Origin of the sequence: Microbacterium aurum (assembly GCF_016907815.1) — a bacterium.
GTDB classification, from domain to species: domain Bacteria; phylum Actinomycetota; class Actinomycetes; order Actinomycetales; family Microbacteriaceae; genus Microbacterium; species Microbacterium aurum.
Genome location: NZ_JAFBCQ010000001.1, coordinates 2,837,952 through 2,855,912 on the forward strand (window position 1 = coordinate 2,837,952; position 17,961 = coordinate 2,855,912).

Below are 17,961 nucleotides of genomic sequence, written 5' to 3' on the forward strand. Positions count from 1 at the left end.
CCGGCCCCCGCGTCTAGGCTCATGACGGGCGCGGATCGGCGCCCGTCAGCGACGTCCCTGCGGGGACACGGGAGGACAGTCATGAGCGTCACGAGCGAAGCGACCACCAGCTGGAAGGGCTCCCTGGCCGAGGGCTCCGGCCAGATCGCGCTGGAGAGCTCGAATCAGGGGCCGTTCGATGTGAACTGGAAGGCCCGCAGCGAGGGGTCCACGTCGGTCACGACGCCCGAAGAACTGCTGGCCGCCGCCCATTCATCGTGCTTCAGCATGGCGCTCTCGCACGCGCTGACGGGCAACGGCACCCCGCCCGAGAGCATCGAGACCACGGCCTCGGTGACCTTCATCCCCGGCACCGGCATCACCGGCTCCCACCTGAACGTCAACGCCGTGGTCCCGGGCCTGTCGGCGGAGGACTTCGCCCGCATCGCCGGTGAGGCGAAGACCGGATGCCCCGTCTCGGCGGCGCTGGCCGGCATCGAGATCACCCTCGAGGCCACGCTTGGCTGATCGTCCCGACGCGCGCATCGTCGTCGCCGGCGCCTCCGGCCTCATCGGCCGGGCGCTGGTGGCGGCGCTGCGCGCCGACGGCGTCGCCGTCAGCCGGCTCGTCCGGCGGCCGGCGCAGGCAGCCGACGAGATCGCGTGGGATCCCGGCAGGGAGCCGCTGCACCCCGATGTGCTCGCCGGCGCGCGCGCCGTCGTGGGGCTGAACGGCGCGACCCTCGGTCGGTTCCCCTGGACGAAGCGGTACCAGCACGAGCTGGTCTGGTCGCGGATCGCCCCCACTCAAGCCCTCGCGGCCGCCGTCCGGCGCCTGGGCGAGGACGCGCCGACGTTCGTGTCGGCATCCGCCGTCGGCTACTACCCTTCGGGGCGCGGCACGGAACTGACCGAGGACGCGCCGCGCGGCGAGTCGTTCCTGGCCGACCTCTGCGGCGAGTGGGAGGCGGCGGCGCAGCGCGGGGCGGGCGAACGGGCGCGGGTCGCCGTCCTGCGGACGGCTCCGGTGGTGCACGCCGAGGGCGTGCTCAAGCCCCTGCTGCTGCTCACGCGGCTGGGGGTCTCCGGCCCGCTCGGCCGCGGCACGCAGGTGTGGCCGTGGATCTCTCTGGACGACGAAGTCCGCGCGATCCGCCACGTCATCGACGCCGGTCTGACGGGTCCCGTCAACCTCACCGGTCCCGAACGCGCGACCGCCAACGACCTCGGCTTCGCGCTCGCGCGACGGATGAACCGTCCCTACCTCGTCCGCGTGCCGGCGTGGGCGCTGCGCGCCGCGCTCGGACGCGACGCCGCGGACGGTCTGCTCCTCGGCGACCTGCCGGTCGTGCCGCGGGCACTGTCGGCATCGGGCTTCGTCTTCTCGCATCCCACGGTGGAGGATGCCGTGGCCGCCGCCGTCCCGGTCTGATCCGCCGCCGGCTCAGGCGCCGGGCGTGGAGTCGGACCGCGCCAGCGCGATGGCCTTGCGGATCGCCTGCCGTGCCCGGGTGCGGTCGCCGGCGCCGTCGTAGGCGAGACCGAGCCGGAACCAGGCGCGCCAGTCGCCGGGATGCTCCTCGACATCGGCGCGGTACGCCGGGAACAGAGCGTCGGCCTGCGCGCGGTCGACCCGCCCGCTCTGCCGCACGTCGACCTCCTCGGACGGGAGACCGCCCTCGGCCTCGAGGCGGGTGGCGAGGCGCTCGGCGCCCCGCCCGAACATGATCTCGCGCCACAGCGCCCACGCCGCGATGACCGGCAGCACGACGAGAGCGACGCCCATCGCGATGCCGACCGGCTCGCCGGAGACGAGCAGGAGCCACGCGCGCTGCGCGACGAGCACGATGTACAGCCCCAGCAGCACCGCCATGACGGCGACGCCGATGCGAGCGCTCATGCGCCGGTGGTGCGGGCGACCTGGCCCGGGGCGGCGCCCTCGTCGACCGGAGCCTCGGCGGCGGGCGCCTGGCGGGGCCGCAGGCCCAGATCGATGAGCGCGTCGAGGCCGACGAAGACGCCGCGCGCGTCGCGGGCGGCGTCCAGGGCGATGCGGATGCCGGGGGCGTAGGCCAGAGCCGGCTCGACGGTGTCGTGGACGATCGTGAGCGACTCACCAGGGCCGGACAGGATCGTCTCCTGCCGAGCGACGACGCCGGGGCGGCGCAGCGAGTGGATCGGCACGCTCGAGACCTGCTGGCCGCGGGCGCGCTGATCGACATGGGGCGAGGAGACCGGGCCCGCCTGGGCGCGGGCGTCGGCGATGAGCTCCGCGGTGCGCACGGCCGTGCCGCTCGGCGAGTCGACCTTCGTCTCGCGGTGCGCCTCGACGATCTCGATCGACGGGAAATGCGGCGCGGCGGCGGCGGCCAGGGCCGAGCCGATGACCGATCCGAGCGAGAAGTTCGGGATGAACACCGCGCCCGTGCCGGCGGCATCCACCAGGGGGCGCACCAGGGCGATGCGCTCGGACGACCACCCCGACGTCCCGACGAGGACGTTGATGCCGCGCTCGATCGCGGCGCGGACGACCTCGACGGAGACCCCGGGGGTCGAGGCATCCACGACGAGGTCGGCGCCGTCGATGTCAGCCAGGTCGCTCGAGGAGCCGAGCACGGCGACCGTCTCGAAGTCGTCGGAGGCATCGATCACGCCCGCGATGATCCCGCCGAGCTTGCCGGTGCCGCCCACGAGGGCCACTCTCGTCGTCATGCCACCAGATTACGGGGTCGGCGAGGGGCCGAGACGGCGGGCTACCCTCGGAAGATGCCCACCCTCGTCCCCCTCCCCGTCGATGATCCGCGCTCGCAGGCGCTGCTGGCGGAGTACTTCCAGATGCGCGGCGAAGCCTTCCCGCAGGGCGAGACCTACCGTCCGGTCTTCCCCACGGCATCCGTTTTCACGCCTCCCGCGGGCGTGTTCGTCGTGGCCGTCGACGACGGCGCCGATGTCGGATGCGGCGGCATCCGCCGCATCGAGGACGGTCCCGCGGGCGTGAGGTACGAGGTCAAGCATCTGTATCTGAGGCCCGAGACCCGCGGTCGCGGCTGGGGGCGTCTGCTGCTGGAAGACCTCGAGCGCCGCGCCCGCCAGTGGGATGCGGCCGAGCTCGTCCTCGACACGCACCACACCCTCGCGGCGGCGGGCGGCCTCTATGCCCGCTCCGGGTTCGAGGCGATCGCGCCCTACAACGACAACCCGAACGCGACGCGCTGGTACGGCAAGCGACTCGACTGACGTGTCGGACTCAGTGGCCGCCGCGGAGCGCCGTGACCGGCTCGATGCGGGCGGCACGGCGCGCGGGGAACCCTCCCGCGACGAGTCCCACGACCGCGCCGAGCACCACGCCGCCCGCCGCCACCCACGGGTCCACGATGGGCGTCCACTGCTGCGCGACGCTGATGCCGACGACGGCGGCGACAGCCAGGGCCGAGCCGATGAGCCCGCCGAGCAGGCCGATGACGACCGACTCGACGATGAACTGGCCCGCGATCTGACGACCGGAGGAGCCGAGCGCGCGCCGCAGGCCGATCTCGGGCACCCGCTCCATGACGTTCAGCATCGTCACGTTCGCGATGCCGAGCGCCCCAGCGAGCAGCACGATCGCCCCCAGCACGAGGAAGACGATGTTGACGTCGGCCTGCACGTTCTGGCCGAGCGACGACGACGCCGCGGGGGCCGCGACCTCCAGCCCTTCCGGGTCGTCGGGCCGCAGCGCCAGCGGCAGCTGCTCCGCGAGTTGCGGGCCGGTTCCCGGCAGGATGCGCGCCTGCAGTGTTCCGGGCGCCGCCAGCGCCCGGTCGTGCTGGGCCGTCGAGAGCGGCATGACCACGGCGTCGAGCAGATCGCCCTTCGCCTGCAGTCCACCGTAAATGCCGATCACGGCATACGCGACGTCGCCGATGAAGATCGACGGCTGACTGTCCACCCGGTTGATGCCCAGGCGGTCGGCGGCGCGCGTGCCGAGCACGACGACGCGATCGGCACGGTCCTCGTGCCCGGCGTCGAACATGCGGCCCGTCACGATCGACCCGCGCAGCACGTCGAGCAGCTCGGGTGTCGCCGCAGCGAGGGCCGGGGATGCCGTGGCCGCCGCCGACGGGTCGTGGATCGGCACGGCGGTGATGGCATCCTCCCCCAGCGACAGCTCGGCGAGGAGGACGGCCGACTCGATGCCGACCAGGGTCTCGGCCCGGTCGACCGCGTTCCACGGCAGCCGTGAGGTCGCGACCGATCCGCCGCGCGTCTGCGCCTCGGCCGGGGAGACGACGACCTGGGTCGCCTTGACGGCGTCGAACTGGCGCGCGATCTGGTGCGCGGCGGTCTGAGCGAAGCCCACCGTCGCGACGAGCGCCCCGATGCCGAGCACCGTGCCGGCGATCGTCATCACGAGGCGCCCCGGTCGCGACCCGATGTCGGCGGTCGCCTCGACGAGCAGGTCCTGGAACAGGAACCGATCGGCGTGCGGCACCGGCTCCACGAGCGCGGATCCGGCCGTCGGTGCGTCCGCGCGGCGCCGCGGCAGCCGCAGCCACGAGGGGCGGGAGGGCCGCGCCATCAGGCGACCTCGCTCAGCCGGCCGTCCGCGATCCGCACGCGGCGCGACGCGCGGGCGGCCACCGCCGGATCGTGCGTGATGACGACAAGGGTCAGCCCATCGGCGCGCAGCTCGTCGAACAGGTTCATGACCTCACCAGAGGTCGCGCCGTCGAGGTTGCCGGTCGGCTCGTCGGCCAGCAGCACGCTCGGCGCACTCACGACGGCGCGGGCCACGGCGACCCGCTGACGTTCGCCACCGGAGAGCGTCGCCGGCAGAAAGTCGACGCGGTGCTCCAGGCCGACGCGGCGCAGCGTCTGCCGCGCGCGCTCCTCGCGCTCGGCGCGCGGCACGCCGCTGTACAGCATCGGCATGAGCACGTTGTCGAGGACGGTGCGCCGCGGCATGAGGTGGAACGACTGGAACACGAACCCGATGCGGCGCGCCCGCACGGCGGCGCGTTCGTCCTCGCTGAGCGTGCCGGTCACGACGCCGTCGATGCGATACTCGCCGACGGTGGGCCGGTCGAGCAGGCCGAGGATGTTGAGCATGGTGGACTTGCCCGACCCGCTGGGTCCGATGATGGAGACGTAGTCGCCCTCGTCGATGGACAGGTTCACGGCCTTCAGCGCCTGCACCTCGGGCGGGCCCGGGAACGAGCGCGTGATGTCACGCAGTTCGATCAGCGTCACCGTCCGACCACCACGAGGTCGCCCTCGCCGAGGTCGCCGTCCGTCGCCGTCACCTCGACCTGACCGCCGGCGGCAAGACCCGTCTCCACGACGACCATCCGCGTCTGGGCGCGTTCGCCGTCGCGCGGGTCGCCCTCGACGACCTCGACGCGCGACTCGCCGCCCGGGCCTGCGGTGAGCGCGGCGACGGGCACGTACAGCACCTCGCCGCTCGTGGACCCCACCGGGATGGTCACGCGGACGTTGCGCCCCTGCACCTGCTGCGCCTGCTCGGTCGTCAGCGCCTCCGGCGTGAGGGTGACCGACCAGCGCTCCCCGGCGCTCTTGCCGGGGGTGAGGGCCTCGACCGTCGCGGCGTGCTCCCCGCCGTCGGGCAGGTCGAACACGGCGCGGTCGCCGACGGCCAGCAGCGCCGCGTCGGCTTCGGCGATCGACCCGGTCAGCGCGATCGTCGCACCGGACACCGTCATCGCCGCCCCCTGCAGCGTCTGGCCACGGGTCACGTTGACGGCGTCGACGCGGCGGGGAAGATCGGTGAGGTAGAGCACCTCCCCCGCCGGCAGCGTGGGCAGAGCGTCCTGGCGGGCACGGGCGAGCGCGCGCTGGGCGTCGGCCAGCTGCTGCTCGGCCGCCTGCACCCCGGCGCGCGCCGAGGCGGTGTCGGGGGCGGTGTCCAGCTGCTGCCGGCGCAGCTGCGCGAGCCCGACATTGTCCTGCGCGTTGCCGACGTCGGCCTGCCAGCGGGCCATCGCCGCGGCATCGGCGGGGTCGGCCGGTTTGCTGGCCTGCACCACGGCGAGCTCGCGCTGCGCCTGTGCGATCGCCACGTCGGCCTCGCGCACCTGCTCCGCCGAGGCACCGGCACCGGCACGGGAGAGATCCGCCCGCGCCGACGCGAGCGACAGCTGCGCGGCCCCGACACCGTCTTCGGCGGCGGACACCCCCTCCGCGGCGCCCTCGGCGGGAACGGGAGCGGGGTAGCCGGCCTGCGCGTACAGCGCCCCGACCGCGGCGGCCGCCTTCTCGTCGAAGACGTCGGAGGCCGGGTCGCCGGCGTCGATGCCGACCGCGGCCATGGCCTGCTTGAACTGCACGACGTCGGGTCCGCTCATGCCGAACGCGAGGCTGCGGTAGGCGGGCAGCTCGCCGGGCAGGACGATCACCGGACGGCCCGAGACCGTCAGCGCGACCGACAGCGGGTCGAGCATCGCGCCCACCTCGGGGACGTTGCCGGTGACGACGGCGGCGCCGCCGAGACCGGACGTGTCGATCGTCACGTCGACGGCATCCGCATACGCGACCTCACCACGGATCGTCACATCGTTGCTGAGCGCACCGAACTCCACGGGCACCGTCACCAGGCCCGCCTCGGGCGGCTCGCCGGAGGCCGCCGCGTCAGCGGGCGACAGCACGAATCTGCCCACCAGCAGGCCCGCCACGAGCGCCACCACGGCAGCGGCGGCGACCAGCCACAGCGCCCGGTTGCCGGTGAAGACCCGCCGCCAGCCGCTCACGCGCGACGCCCCCGCGGCATCACCCGCGGCGACGTCGCCGTCGACGACCTCGTCAGCGGCGATCAGGCGGTCGAACTCCGGATCGTCGTTCGGCCCCACTCAGCGGCCCGCCTCGGCGTCCGCCTTGAACGCGTCGAGCTCGGCCTTGTGGTCGGCGACGAACTGCTCCTCGAGCGCATACGTGACCTTCTGGTACTGCGCGCGGTAGTCGACCTTCTCCCGGCAGTCCAGGTCCACGAGGGCCAGGGCGATCTCGCGCTCGCCCAGTTCGTCGAGCGCCGGGTCGTCCTCGATGTACTCGGTCTGGTTCTCGTAGTACGCGTTGAGCTCCTGCGAGATGGAGTCCGTCGCCTCCTGCTGCGTCGCGAACCCGGGCTCACCGGCATCCGCCATGCACGAGGCCCACTTCGCGTTCAGGTCGGCGAGGTCGGGGTGGTTCGGCATCTCGGTGTAGAAGTCGTTGATGGCGTCGGTGAGGTCCTGGTGCTCGCCGGAGCTCCACGGGTCCTCGCCGTTCAGCTCGTGCTGCGCCCAGCCGGAGCAGCCCGCCGTCTCCCAGTTCCACTCGTAGGAGCCGTCGTCGTTCAGCTCCTCCTCGGTGGGACTCGGGCCGTACAGCGCCTCGTAGTAGGCGGCCTGCTCCGACTCGGACAGGCTCGCGACGTAGTCCTGGTTCGGGTCCACGGACTCGGTCTCCTCGACCGGGGCCGCGTCGCGGCCAGGCCAATTCACCATGCCGTAGCCGTACTGCGAGACCCACTCGCGGTCGTCGGTCTTCCACTCCTCACCGCCGCCGTACGAGATGCCGCCGGTGGTGTCCATCGGCTTGTACTCGAACCCCTGCTCCGCCATGCACTGCGCCTGCAGCTCCTCGATCTTCTTCTGCTGCTCCTCGAACTTCGCCTGCTGCTCCTCCTGGTCGAGGTCGCCACCCCACCCGGCCGACAGGTAGGCGGTCAACGGCGAGAGCTCCTCCGGCGAGGCGGTCGTCCCGTCGCCGGGCGCGCAGGCGGCAAGCGGGAGGACGAGAGCGGATGCCGCGGCGAGCGCGACGGTGAAACGGCGACGGTTCATGGGTGTCCTCCGGAGGGGGCGTTGTGCCTTCATCCTGACACGGCGGACTCATAGGACATGCCTCACGCCCGCAATGTCATCCTTAAGGATGATGTGACCGGTGATCAGACCGGCGGGACCTCCGGCAGACCGGTCCGCAGCTCCATCGGCAGGTGCGCCAGATCGTTGTGGGCGACGAGCGCCCACGGCCGGCCGGCCCGCTGAGCGAGGACGGTCAGCCCGCAGTGCGCCTGATTGATCGTCAGCCACCGCCACTGCGGCGCCTCCAGGACCTCGCGCACGAACCACGCGATGACGAAATTGTGGGTGATCAGCAACTCGTGCGTGTCGGGCTTGCGCACCAGGAACTCCGCGACGGCGTCGTCCATCTGGGCGCGCCCGGCATCGACCTCGGCGTCGGTGTACGACCCGAAGAACGGCTCGTAGATCGCGGGCGTGTCGTGCGTCATTCCCGTCGGGATGCAGTCGAACAGCAGCGCCGAGGGCTCCGGGGTGACGGCGGACAGACGCTCCGCGACGGCGCGCGCGGTCTCGGCGGCACGCTCCAGCGGGGAGTGCCAGACGGCCGCCAGCGGTACGCCGGAGAGGCGATCGGCGAGCAGCTCCGCCTGCCTCCTGCCCCGCGGCGACAGTGGCCCGTCCTCGAGGCCGTGCTCCGCGTCGAGGTGCTCACCGTGGCGCACGAGATACAGATAATGCGTCACGGTCACTCGTCTCGCCATCGGGGGTGGGGGCTCCTCCACCATACGTCAGACCGACGACGCCGGACCTGCCGCGACGCGCGGCGGCGCTACTGCGCGGCGCGGGCGATCTCGGCCAGGTGCGCCCGGCTGAGGCGGGCGCCGATCCCCTGCACGAGTTCGTCGACATGGCTCACGGCGTACACGTTCACGATCGGCGCGACGACCGTGCGCTGCGCGCGCAGCCACGCGATCGCGACGGCGGACGTCGGGATCGACAGCTCGGCGCCGATGCGGTCCAGCGCACGGAGCATGCGGGTGCCGCGTCGGTTCATCGCCGCCGCCAGCTGGCTGCCACGCACCGAGTCGGCCACGCCCGCCCGGCTGCGGACGGCACCGGCCAGGTAGCCGTGCTCCAGCGCCTGCGATGGCGTCACCGCGATGCCCTGAGCGCCGGCGACCAGCCGCAGATCGCCGTCGTACTCCGTCTGCCGCAGCACGTTGTAGGGCACATCGAGCGCCGTCAGCCGGGGGTACCCGGCGGAGGCCAGGATGCGCGCCTCGACGAGCTGTGCCGCCGTGTGCCCGAGCGAGCCGAGCGCGCGGACCTTGCCGGCCTCGATGAGCCACTCGGCCGTCGCGAGGGTGTCTTCGAGAGCCGTGACCCGGTCGCTGGTCGCGTCGAGGTACAGCACGTCGATCCGGTCGGTCTGCAACCGGGTGAGCGATGCCTCGACGGCGCGGATGAGGTTGACAGGTCCCAGACCGGAATGGTCGGGGTTCGTGCCGACGCGCACCCCCAGCACGGTCGCGTCGCGCGTGCCCCGACGGTGGAGCCACTGGCCGATGATGTGCTCACTGCGACCGGCGGCGTAGCCGTCGGAGGTGTGGACGGCGTTCCCGCCGCGCTCGCGGTGGGCGTCGAGGATGCCGTGGGCCGCCGCCATGTCGACGTGCCAGCCGAACTCGGCGCCGCCGAGGATCAGCGGGAAGACCTCGAAGCCGGTCTCGCCGAGCGGCACCCGGATCGCTGCGCCCAGCGGGGCACCCTGGACCGGAATCGGCGCGGACGGGTGCTCCGAGACCGTCGGCGTGCCGGTCTGCGGGCTCGCCTGGGTGGGCGACGTGCCGACGCCGAAGAAGCCCATCTGTCCACCCCCTCACGGAGCCGCACAGGAGGATCCGCGTTCTCCGCACCCCCCGGTGCGTAGTACCGAGGGTAGGCCAGGCCTCCGACACAACCGGTCATTGCGGGGGCCGGGCGGTAAACATTGCATAACGCTTGGGTCACGGCATCCGTTCGGGACGCTGCGATGTCCCCCATTCGGGGGACAATCCGCGCGGAAAACGGATGCCCGCCCCTCCGAGACGGGAGGAAGCGGGCATCCGTGTCCTAATGCGGTGGCTCAGCCTTCGGCGGGAGCCTCCGGGCCCTCGCTCGCGGCGGCGCGCCCCTCCTGGTCGGCGGCCTCCTCGAGCACGGGCTCGAGCGACAGCTTGCCGCGGTCGTCGATCTTCGTGATCTTCACGAGCAGCTTCTGGCCGACCGAGAGCACGTCCTCGACGTTCTCGACCCGCTTGCCACCGGCGAGCTTGCGGACCTCGCTGATGTGCAGCAGGCCGTCCTTGCCGGGCAGGAGCGAGATGAACGCGCCGAACGCGGCCAGCTTGACGACGGTTCCGAGGAACTGCTCGCCCACCTCCGGGTTCGTCGGGTTCGCGATCGCGTTGACCTGGGCGCGGGCGGCCTCGGCCGACGGGCCGTCGGTCGCGCCGATGTAGACGGTGCCGTCCTCCTCGATGGAGATCTGCGCGCCGGTCTCGTCCTGGATCGCGTTGATCGTCTTGCCCTTCGGGCCGATCAGCTCGCCGATCTTGTCGACGGGGATCTGCACGCTGATCACGCGCGGCGCGGTGGGAGCCATCTCGTCCGGGCCGTCGATGGCGGCGTTCAGGACGTTCAGGATCGTCAGGCGCGCCTCCTTGGCCTGCGTCAGCGCGGCCGACAGCACCGACGACGGGATGCCGTCGAGCTTCGTGTCGAGCTGGATGGCCGTGACGAACTCGCTCGTGCCGGCGACCTTGAAGTCCATGTCACCGAGGGCATCCTCGGCGCCCAGGATGTCGGTCAGCGCGGCGTAGCGCGTCTGGCCGTCGACCTGGTCGGACACGAGGCCCATGGCGATGCCGGCGACGGGCGCGCGCAGCGGCACACCCGCGTTCAGCAGCGACAGGGTCGAGGCGCAGACCGAGCCCATCGACGTCGAGCCGTTGGAGCCGAGCGCCTCGGAGACCTGGCGGATCGCGTAGGGGAACTCCTCGCGGCTGGGCAGCACCGGCACGAGCGCGCGCTCGGCGAGGAAGCCGTGCCCGATCTCGCGACGCTTCGGCGAACCGACACGGCCGGTCTCACCGGTCGAGTAGGGCGGGAAGTTGTAGTGGTGCATGTAGCGCTTGCTCGTCACGGGCGACAGCGAGTCGATCTGCTGCTCCATCTTGAGCATGTTCAGCGTCGTGACACCCAGGATCTGGGTCTCGCCGCGCTGGAAGATCGCCGAGCCGTGCACGCGCGGGATCACCTGGACCTCGGCGTCGAGCGGACGGATGTCCGCCAGGCCGCGGCCGTCGATGCGGACGCCCTCGGCGAGGATGCGGCCGCGGACGATGGTCTTCGTGACCGACTTGTATGCGGCGGAGAACTCCAGGGTCGCGACGGCCGGGAGCTCCCCCGCCTCGACGGCGGCCAGCAGCTGCGCCTTGACGTCGTCCTTGATCGCGTCGTCAGCGTTCTGACGCTCGACCTTGTCGGCGATCTGGTAGACCGGCACGAGGCGGTCGTACGCGCGACCGGCGACGAAGTCGTAGACCTCCTGGCTGTACGCCGGGAAGACCGGGTAGGGCTGGATCTCCTTGGCGGCCGTGTTCGCCACGACGTTCTGCGCCGCGACGAGCTCCTTGATGAAGGGCTTGGCGGCCTCGAGGCCCTGCGCGACGATCTCCTCGGAGGGCTTCGTGGCGCCGGCCTTGATGAGGTTCCAGCTGTGCTCGGTGGCCTCGGCCTCGACCATCATGATCGCGACGTCGCCGTCCTCGAGCACGCGGCCCGCGACGATGAGGTCGAAGACGGCATCCTCGAGCTGCTCGGCCTTCGGGAAGGCGACCCACTGGTCGGCGTGCTCGCCGTGACCGGGGATGAGCGCGAGCCGGACGCCGGCGATCGGGCCGGAGAACGGCAGACCCGAGATCTGCGTCGAGAGGGATGCCGCGTTGATCGCGAGCGCGTCGTAGAACTCGCCGGGGGCGATGGACAGGACGGTCACGACGATCTGGACCTCGTTGCGGAGGCCGTCGACGAACGACGGACGCAGCGGGCGGTCGATGAGGCGGCAGACGAGGATCGCCTCGGTGGAGGGACGGCCCTCGCGGCGGAAGAACGAGCCGGGGATCTTGCCGGCGGCGTAGGAGCGCTCCTCGACGTCGACGGTCAGCGGGAAGAAGTCGAAGCCTTCGCGCGGGTGCTTGCCGGCGCTGGTGGCCGAGAGGAGCATCGTCTCCTCGTCGAGATACGCGGCGACGGCGCCCTGTGCCTGCTGCGCGAGTCGTCCGGTCTCGAACCGGATCGTGCGGGTGCCGAAGCGGCCGTTGTCGAGGACGGCTTCGGCGGCGGTGATTTCAGGACCTTCCAAGAGGTCTCTCCTTCTTTGTTTAGACTCGCGGGCGCGTTTCGACCGCGAGATCGTGCGAAGGAGCAGGAACAGGCAGATCCAGACGCGCGACAGTATCGCGGAGATCGTCAGCGCTGGTCACCAGTCGAAAGTCACTCTGCGAGAGAGGAACCCACCACAAGCGACCAGCTTCCTGCCGGCCTGCTCCAGATTCCGCGGAGAATCCACGGCATCCTGCACCAGCCTATCAGGCGACCATATGCAGCACGCGCGGGGCGTGCGTATGGTGGTGATCATGAGCACCGACGACACCACGGCATCCGACGAGATGAAGCGCAAGTTCAAGGAGGCGCTCGAGAAGAAGAACGCGCAGCAGCGCGTCGGCGAGGCGCACCTGGACGGCGACTCGGCGATCCACGGCACCCACGGCGCCGTCACCAAGCGCGAGTTCCGCCGCAAGAGCGGCTGAACCTAGCGGTCCGGATCCCAATCCGCCGGGCCTGCCGAACCGGCCGGGTACTCCTCCAGTGGCACGTCGCCGCGCGCCCAGGCGTCGCGGATGGGCTGCAGGATGCGCCAGCACTCCTCGGCGGCGTCGCCGCGGACCGACAGCGTGGGGTCGCCGTCCAGCAGGGCCGCGAGCACATCGACGTACGCGCGCTGCGCCCCGACGCCCAGCTCCGCCTCGAGCGTCGCGCGGTGCAGGGCGAAGGGATCCGATCCCCCGTTGACGTTGATCGACAGCGACAGCCGGTCGGGGCCGAGCGAGAAGCGGAGCACGGCGGGTTCCTCGGCGCCGGTGAAGCCCGCCGGCAGGTGGCGGACCGGTCGGAAGCGCACGACGATCTCGGTCACGGCGTCGCCGATCGCCTTGCCGGAGCGGAGCGTGATCGGCACCCCGGCCCAGCGGTCGGTGCGCACCTCGAACGTCGCCTGCGCGAGCGTCTCGGTCTGTCGCGACGGGTCGACGCCCGGCTCGGCGGCGTAGTCCGGCAGGTCGCGGCCGTCGATCGTGCCGGCGGTGTAACGGGCGCGATGGGAGAAGCGCACCGCGTTGTCCTCCCACACGTGCGTGGCCCGCAGCGCGGCGGCCGTCGCATCGCGCACATCGGCGTCGCCGAGCGTCGCCGGGGGCGTCATCGTGAGGATCGCGAGCACCTGCAGCAGGTGGCTCTGGATCATGTCGACGAGTGCGCCCGCCCGGTCGTAGTACCCGGCGCGTCCCTCGAGCCCCAGCGATTCGTCGAAGCGGACGGTGATCGCGGCGATGTGCTCGGCCGACCACGCCGGTTCCACGAAACGGTTCGCGAAGCGCACGCCCAGCAGGTTCAGCACCGTGGACCGGCCGAGGAAGTGGTCGACCCGGAACACCTGACGCTCGGGCACGAGCGCGCGCAGCACCTCGTTGAGCTCGCGCGCGCTGGCCTCCTCGTCGCCGAACGGCTTCTCGAGAGCCAGGATCGTGCCCGGCGGCAGGTCCTTCGGCTTCAGGGCCCGGCAGGCGGATGCCGCGACCTGCGGCGGCACGGCGAAGTACAGCACGACGCGGCCGTCGTCCACCTCCGGCAGCGCGTGCAGGATCGTCCGCAGGCCGCTCGCGGTCGATGCGTCGGCGCGGATGTAGGGGGTCGAGACGATCGACCCGGTGAGCGCGCTCTCGGCATCCGCCGTCCCGAACGCGCGCCGGACGGTCTTCCGCCACTGCGCGTCGGAACTCTCGCTGCGACCGGTTCCGACGAGGTGCACGCGCCGTTCGGGCTGGGCGACCAGCAGTTCGCCGAGCGCCGGCAGCAGCAGGCGCGAGGCGAGGTCGCCGCTCGCGCCGATGATCACGAACACCGTCTCGTCCGACATGAACGCCACACTAACCCGCGAGCCTGCCGGGCCGCGTGGGGGCGCCTGCGAGAATCGCATCGATGCCCTCTGAGATCGCAGACTACGCGCTGCTGAGCAACTGCCGCACCGCGGCCCTGGTCTCCCGCGACGGCGCGATCGACTGGCTGTGCCTGCCGCGATACGACTCCGCGTCGGTCTTCGGCGCGCTGCTCGGCGACGACGCGCACGGCAGCTGGCAGCTGCGCCCCGACGAGCCGGATGCCGTCGCGGAGCGCCACTACGACGGCGACACCTTCACGCTCGTCACCCGCTGGACGACCCCGGGCGGCGTCGCGGAGGTTCACGACGCCCTCACGATCGCTCCCCACACGGTCGCGGTCGTCGAGCGCATCGACCTCGTGCGGCGGCTGGTCGGAGTGTCGGGCTCGGTCGCCTTCACCCACCGGCTGCGGATGCGGCCGGACTATGCCCGCGCCCTGCCCTGGGTGCGGCAGCGCGGCACGCGCGCCGAGCCCGAACTCGTCGCGATCGCCGGGCCCGACAGCCTCGTGCTGCGCGGGGCGAAGTTCGAGCCCGAGGACCATTCCCACCGCGCTCAGGTGACGGTCGCCGCCGGGGAGGTGCACGACACCGTGCTGACGTGGCATCCGTCCCACCGCGAGCCGCCGCGGCGCCTGGACGTCGCGGCCGCCCTCGACCGCACCCGCACGTGGTGGACGGAGTGGGCCGACCGTATCGACGTGCGCGAGGTCCACCGCGCCGAAGTGGTGCGGTCGCTGCTGATCCTGCGGGCGCTCACCCATCGCGACACGGGCGGCATCATCGCCGCCGCGACCACCTCGCTGCCGGAGCAGTTCGGCGGTGAACGCAACTGGGACTATCGGTTCGTGTGGTTGCGCGACGCAGCGCTGACGCTCGAGGCCCTCGTGGCCCACGGCATCCTGCAGGCCGCCGGCCACTGGCGGTCGTGGCTGCTGCGGGCCATCGCGGGCGACCCGAGCCAGATGCAGATCGTCTACGGCATCGGCGGCGAGCGCGACCTGCTGGAGCGCGAGCTGGAGTCGCTCCCCGGGTACCGGGGCAGCGCGCCGGTGCGGATCGGCAACGGCGCCGCCCTGCAGTACCAGGCCGATGTCATCGGCGAGGTGCTCGTGGCCCTGCACACGACGCGGGACTGGCGGAGTCGGCCTTCTCGTGGCCGCTGGAGCGTGCGCTCCTCGGCCACGCGACGGCGCGGTTCGACGAACCCGACCGCGGCATCTGGGAGATCCGCGGCGAGCCGCACATGTTCACGCACTCGCGGGCGCTCGTCTGGGCGGCCTTCGACCGCGGCGTCCGCGCGGTCCGCGAGCACGGCCTGGCGGGCCCCGTCGAAGAATGGGAGCGGATACGCGATCGCACGCGCGCGGAGATCGACGCGCGCGGCGTCGCCCCCCGGCGGATGGTTCACGCAGTTCTACGGCTCGACCGAGGTCGACGCCTCCCTGCTGCTGCTGCCCGCCGTCGGATTCTGTGCGCCCGACGACCCGCGGATGCTGGCGACGGTCGCCGAGATCGAGCGCACCCTCGTCGTCGACAGCCTCGTGCACCGGTACCGCACCGACACCGGCGTGGACGGTCTGGGTGGTGACGAGAACCCGTCCCTCGCATGCTCGCTGTGGCTGGCGGAGCAGTACGCCCGGTCGGGGCGCGTCGCCGATGCCCGGGCGATGGTCGACCGGGTCTGCGCCCTGGCGAACGACGTGGGCATGTTCTCGGAGGAGTACGACGTGGCAGGGCGCCGGCAGGCCGGCAACACGCCGCAGGCGCTGTCGCATCTCGCGCTCGTGCGGGCGGCGGACGCCGTCCACGCCGCCGGCGGCCGCGGCTGATCCGGCGCGTCCGCCGACGCGCTCAGCCCTGCTGCGCCCGGTCCCGCGTGCCGGGACGGGGGATCACGATGTAGCCCTCGTGCTTGGCCGACCGACCGTCTCCGGCCGTCCGACCCCGCAGCCGCCGCCACAGCCACGGCAACGCATCCCGTCGCAACCAGGTACCCGCCGGCGCGGGCTCGTCGTCGGCGTGCAGCGCCTCGTCGAGGCCCGCGAGTGCCGCGGCATCCGGCACCCCGAGCACATCGGCCGCTCGGTACGCGACGAAGCGGTGGCCCGCCGAGCGCAGATGCACTCTGTCGTCTGCCCACAGCAGCGGCGCCCCCAGGTCGGGGTGCGCTTCGAGGTCGAGGAGGATCGCACCGGTACGCGCGGCGATCCTCCGGAGCTCGGCGTTGAACCGGGCGAAGCGCTGCGCGAAGATCGCCGCCGTGCGGCGATCGGGCAGGAACGGGGTGACGAGCAGGACATCGCACCCCGCCGCACGCAGGCTCGCCACCGCGCCGCCGACCGCGGCGGCGAGCGCCGGGACGTCCGCCCGAGCGCCCACCAGGTCGTTCGCGCCGATGAGCACCGACACCAGATCGGGGCGGAGCCGGTGCGCCGCGGGCAGCTGCTCGTCGATGAGCTGCGCGACGGTGCGGCTGCGCACCGCGAGGTTGGCGTAGCGAAACGGCCCCTCCCGCCCCGATAGCGCGAGCAGCTGCGCCAGCCGGTCCGCCCACCCGCGATACTCCCCTGCGGGCATGCGCGAGGCGTCGCACAGTCCCTCGGTGATCGAGTCGCCGAGCGCGACATAGCGCCGCCAGCTCGGCGTGCGCGGGGCCGTCTCCGCGGGCACGGGGCGGGGCGAGGGCAGCGGGTGCACCCGCGCGCGTCGCGCGTCGTCGAGGGTGCGCAGGCGCGCCGCGCGCGCGTAGTGCCCGACGAGCGCGTCGCTGAGCGTCGCCCACGCGCGAGGTGCGACGCTCTCGCGGGCCGCCGCGCCGAAGGCGCGCCGCTTCGAGGGGTCGCCCACGAGATCGGCGACCCGCGCCCGGAGGTCGCCGAGGTCGCCGGGGCGGTACAGCCAGCCGTCGACGCTGCTGCGCACGAGGTCGACCGGGCCGCCGCGCCCCGTGGCGACCACGGGCACGGCGCTGGCCATCGCCTCCTGGATCGTCTGGCCGAAGGTCTCGCTCTCGCCAGGGTGCACGAACACGTCGAATCCGGCGACCGCCTCGGCGAGGGCGTCGCCCGTCAGGTGCCCGAGGAACACGGCATCCGGCAGGCGCCGCTGCAGCATCGCACGGTCGGGACCGTCGCCGACGATCACGAGGCGGATGCCGGGGAGTCCCGCCAGCGCGGCGAGATCCGCGACCTGCTTTTCGGGCGCGAGACGGCCGACGTATCCGACGATGGTCCGGCCGCCGCCCACGTCTGCCCGCCACCTCTCGCTGCGCCGGGCAGGGGCGAAGCGCTCGAGGTCGACGCCGCGCCCCCAGAGCGAGACCCGATCCACCCCGAGATCCTCCAGCTGTGCGAGCGAGGCGGCCGACGGGGCGAGCGTGAGGGTGGCGCGCCGGTGCAGCCGGGTGACGTGCCGTTCGGCGAGCGCCATCGCCCGTGGCAGACCGTAGCGACGGGCGTAGGCGGCGACGTCGGTCTGGTAGACCGCGACGGTCGGCAGGCGCAGGTCGTCGGCCGCGACCTGCGCCTGCCAGCCGAGGAGGAAGGGCGAGGCCAGGTGCACGACGTCGGGGCCGAAGGCGCGCAGTCGCCGCGCGAGGGTCGCGCTGTGGGGAGCGGCCAGCCGCACGGCCGGGTAGCTCGGCAGCGGGAGCGACGCGATGCGCTCGGTGGCCACGGGGGTGGAGCGGTCGCCCCCGCGCCGGGGTGCGGGGGCGATGACGAGCACGTCGTGGCCGGCACGCTGCAGGCACGACGACACCTGGAGGACGGAGCCGGTGACTCCGTTCATGTGGGGCAGGAATGTCTCTGCGACGATCGCGACTCTCACGTCTCCACAGTGGCGGGCATCGCCCGGTCGTGGCCCGTCCGACCCGGCGCCGGAGAGAGTGTTCACGCGATGCCCGATGTCACGTCACCTTCGGGCAAGCCCGCCGTCGTCTGG

At 72.6% G+C, this 17,961-nt stretch carries 15 protein-coding genes and 1 pseudogene; 5 read left to right on the plus strand and 11 right to left on the minus strand.

Going from position 1 to position 17,961, the window contains the following annotated elements; all coding sequences use genetic code 11:
• Window positions 1–81 precede the first annotated feature (81 nt).
• Entirely contained in the window at window positions 82–507 is a 426-nt protein-coding gene (locus tag JOD60_RS13995; RefSeq protein WP_076691248.1) for an OsmC family peroxiredoxin, read from the plus strand.
• A complete protein-coding gene (locus JOD60_RS14000; protein WP_076691249.1) occupies window positions 500–1,411 on the plus strand; it encodes a TIGR01777 family oxidoreductase in 912 nt (303 codons plus the stop codon). The genes JOD60_RS13995 and JOD60_RS14000 overlap by 8 nt, the downstream gene beginning before the upstream one ends.
• A gap of 12 nt (window positions 1,412–1,423) precedes the next feature.
• On the opposite strand, the gene JOD60_RS14005 is transcribed toward JOD60_RS14000, so the two are convergent.
• Entirely contained in the window at window positions 1,424–1,879 is a 456-nt protein-coding gene (locus JOD60_RS14005; RefSeq protein WP_076691250.1) for a tetratricopeptide repeat protein, read from the minus strand.
• A complete protein-coding gene (dapB, locus tag JOD60_RS14010; protein ID WP_076691251.1) occupies window positions 1,876–2,691 on the minus strand; it encodes a 4-hydroxy-tetrahydrodipicolinate reductase in 816 nt (271 codons plus the stop codon). Before dapB ends, JOD60_RS14005 begins: the two co-directional genes overlap by 4 nt.
• A gap of 54 nt (window positions 2,692–2,745) precedes the next feature.
• On the opposite strand from dapB, the gene JOD60_RS14015 reads away from it, so the two are divergent.
• A complete protein-coding gene (locus JOD60_RS14015) occupies window positions 2,746–3,216 on the plus strand; it encodes a GNAT family N-acetyltransferase (protein ID WP_076691252.1) in 471 nt (156 codons plus the stop codon).
• Window positions 3,217–3,226: 10 nt separating this feature from the next.
• Here the strand turns inward: JOD60_RS14015 and JOD60_RS14020 are convergent, their stop codons facing one another.
• The 7 genes from JOD60_RS14020 to JOD60_RS14050 all read right to left on the minus strand — a co-directional run bounded on the left by JOD60_RS14020 (window position 3,227) and on the right by JOD60_RS14050 (window position 12,162).
• Window positions 3,227–4,537: an ABC transporter permease gene (locus JOD60_RS14020; RefSeq protein ID WP_084202024.1), complete on the minus strand. Its 1,311-nt coding sequence runs from the start codon at window positions 4,535–4,537 to the stop codon at window positions 3,227–3,229.
• On the minus strand, window positions 4,537–5,208 hold the full coding sequence (locus JOD60_RS14025) for an ABC transporter ATP-binding protein (RefSeq protein ID WP_076691253.1): 672 nt from the start codon (window positions 5,206–5,208) through the stop codon (window positions 4,537–4,539). Before JOD60_RS14025 ends, JOD60_RS14020 begins: the two co-directional genes overlap by 1 nt.
• On the minus strand, window positions 5,205–6,821 hold the full coding sequence (locus JOD60_RS14030; protein WP_232321623.1) for an efflux RND transporter periplasmic adaptor subunit: 1,617 nt from the start codon (window positions 6,819–6,821) through the stop codon (window positions 5,205–5,207). The genes JOD60_RS14025 and JOD60_RS14030 overlap by 4 nt, the downstream gene beginning before the upstream one ends.
• Complete coding sequence (locus tag JOD60_RS14035; RefSeq protein ID WP_076691254.1) at window positions 6,822–7,796, minus strand: hypothetical protein; 975 nt, start codon at window positions 7,794–7,796, stop codon at window positions 6,822–6,824.
• A 104-nt stretch (window positions 7,797–7,900) separates the two neighbouring features.
• Complete coding sequence (locus JOD60_RS14040; protein ID WP_076692230.1) at window positions 7,901–8,500, minus strand: histidine phosphatase family protein; 600 nt, start codon at window positions 8,498–8,500, stop codon at window positions 7,901–7,903.
• Window positions 8,501–8,586: 86 nt separating this feature from the next.
• Window positions 8,587–9,624 carry an aldo/keto reductase gene (locus JOD60_RS14045; RefSeq protein WP_076691255.1) on the minus strand — a complete coding sequence of 346 codons (1,038 nt, stop codon included), beginning with the start codon at window positions 9,622–9,624 and terminating at the stop codon, window positions 8,587–8,589.
• Window positions 9,625–9,882: 258 nt separating this feature from the next.
• A complete protein-coding gene (locus JOD60_RS14050) occupies window positions 9,883–12,162 on the minus strand; it encodes a polyribonucleotide nucleotidyltransferase (RefSeq protein WP_076691256.1) in 2,280 nt (759 codons plus the stop codon).
• 274 nt (window positions 12,163–12,436) lie between these two features.
• Here JOD60_RS14050 and JOD60_RS14055 point away from each other — a divergent pair, with 274 nt between their 5' ends.
• Window positions 12,437–12,610: a DUF5302 domain-containing protein gene (locus JOD60_RS14055; protein ID WP_198159054.1), complete on the plus strand. Its 174-nt coding sequence runs from the start codon at window positions 12,437–12,439 to the stop codon at window positions 12,608–12,610.
• A gap of 2 nt (window positions 12,611–12,612) precedes the next feature.
• Here JOD60_RS14055 and JOD60_RS14060 read toward each other — a convergent pair whose 3' ends face one another.
• Window positions 12,613–13,995: a glucose-6-phosphate dehydrogenase gene (locus JOD60_RS14060; protein WP_076692231.1), complete on the minus strand. Its 1,383-nt coding sequence runs from the start codon at window positions 13,993–13,995 to the stop codon at window positions 12,613–12,615.
• A gap of 62 nt (window positions 13,996–14,057) precedes the next feature.
• On the opposite strand from JOD60_RS14060, the pseudogene JOD60_RS14065 reads away from it, so the two are divergent.
• Window positions 14,058–15,848, plus strand: a pseudogene (locus tag JOD60_RS14065) (glycoside hydrolase family 15 protein).
• Between the two features lie 22 nt (window positions 15,849–15,870).
• Here JOD60_RS14065 and JOD60_RS14070 read toward each other — a convergent pair.
• Window positions 15,871–17,808: a GDSL-type esterase/lipase family protein gene (locus JOD60_RS14070; protein WP_232321624.1), complete on the minus strand. Its 1,938-nt coding sequence runs from the start codon at window positions 17,806–17,808 to the stop codon at window positions 15,871–15,873.
• Between the last annotated feature and the right edge of the window lie 153 nt (window positions 17,809–17,961).

Coding starts and splice junctions, on each gene's coding strand:
- JOD60_RS13995 (WP_076691248.1), top strand. CDS start 82: ATGAGCGTCACGAGCGAAGCGACCACCAGCTGGAAGGGCTCCCTGGCC.
- JOD60_RS14005 (WP_076691250.1), bottom strand. CDS start 1,879: ATGAGCGCTCGCATCGGCGTCGCCGTCATGGCGGTGCTGCTGGGGCTG.
- dapB (WP_076691251.1), bottom strand. CDS start 2,691: ATGACGACGAGAGTGGCCCTCGTGGGCGGCACCGGCAAGCTCGGCGGG.
- JOD60_RS14015 (WP_076691252.1), top strand. CDS start 2,746: ATGCCCACCCTCGTCCCCCTCCCCGTCGATGATCCGCGCTCGCAGGCG.
- JOD60_RS14020 (WP_084202024.1), bottom strand. CDS start 4,537: ATGGCGCGGCCCTCCCGCCCCTCGTGGCTGCGGCTGCCGCGGCGCCGC.
- JOD60_RS14035 (WP_076691254.1), bottom strand. CDS start 7,796: ATGAACCGTCGCCGTTTCACCGTCGCGCTCGCCGCGGCATCCGCTCTC.
- JOD60_RS14045 (WP_076691255.1), bottom strand. CDS start 9,624: ATGGGCTTCTTCGGCGTCGGCACGTCGCCCACCCAGGCGAGCCCGCAG.
- JOD60_RS14055 (WP_198159054.1), top strand. CDS start 12,437: ATGAGCACCGACGACACCACGGCATCCGACGAGATGAAGCGCAAGTTC.
- JOD60_RS14060 (WP_076692231.1), bottom strand. CDS start 13,995: ATGTCGGACGAGACGGTGTTCGTGATCATCGGCGCGAGCGGCGACCTC.
- JOD60_RS14070 (WP_232321624.1), bottom strand. CDS start 17,808: ATGAACGGAGTCACCGGCTCCGTCCTCCAGGTGTCGTCGTGCCTGCAG.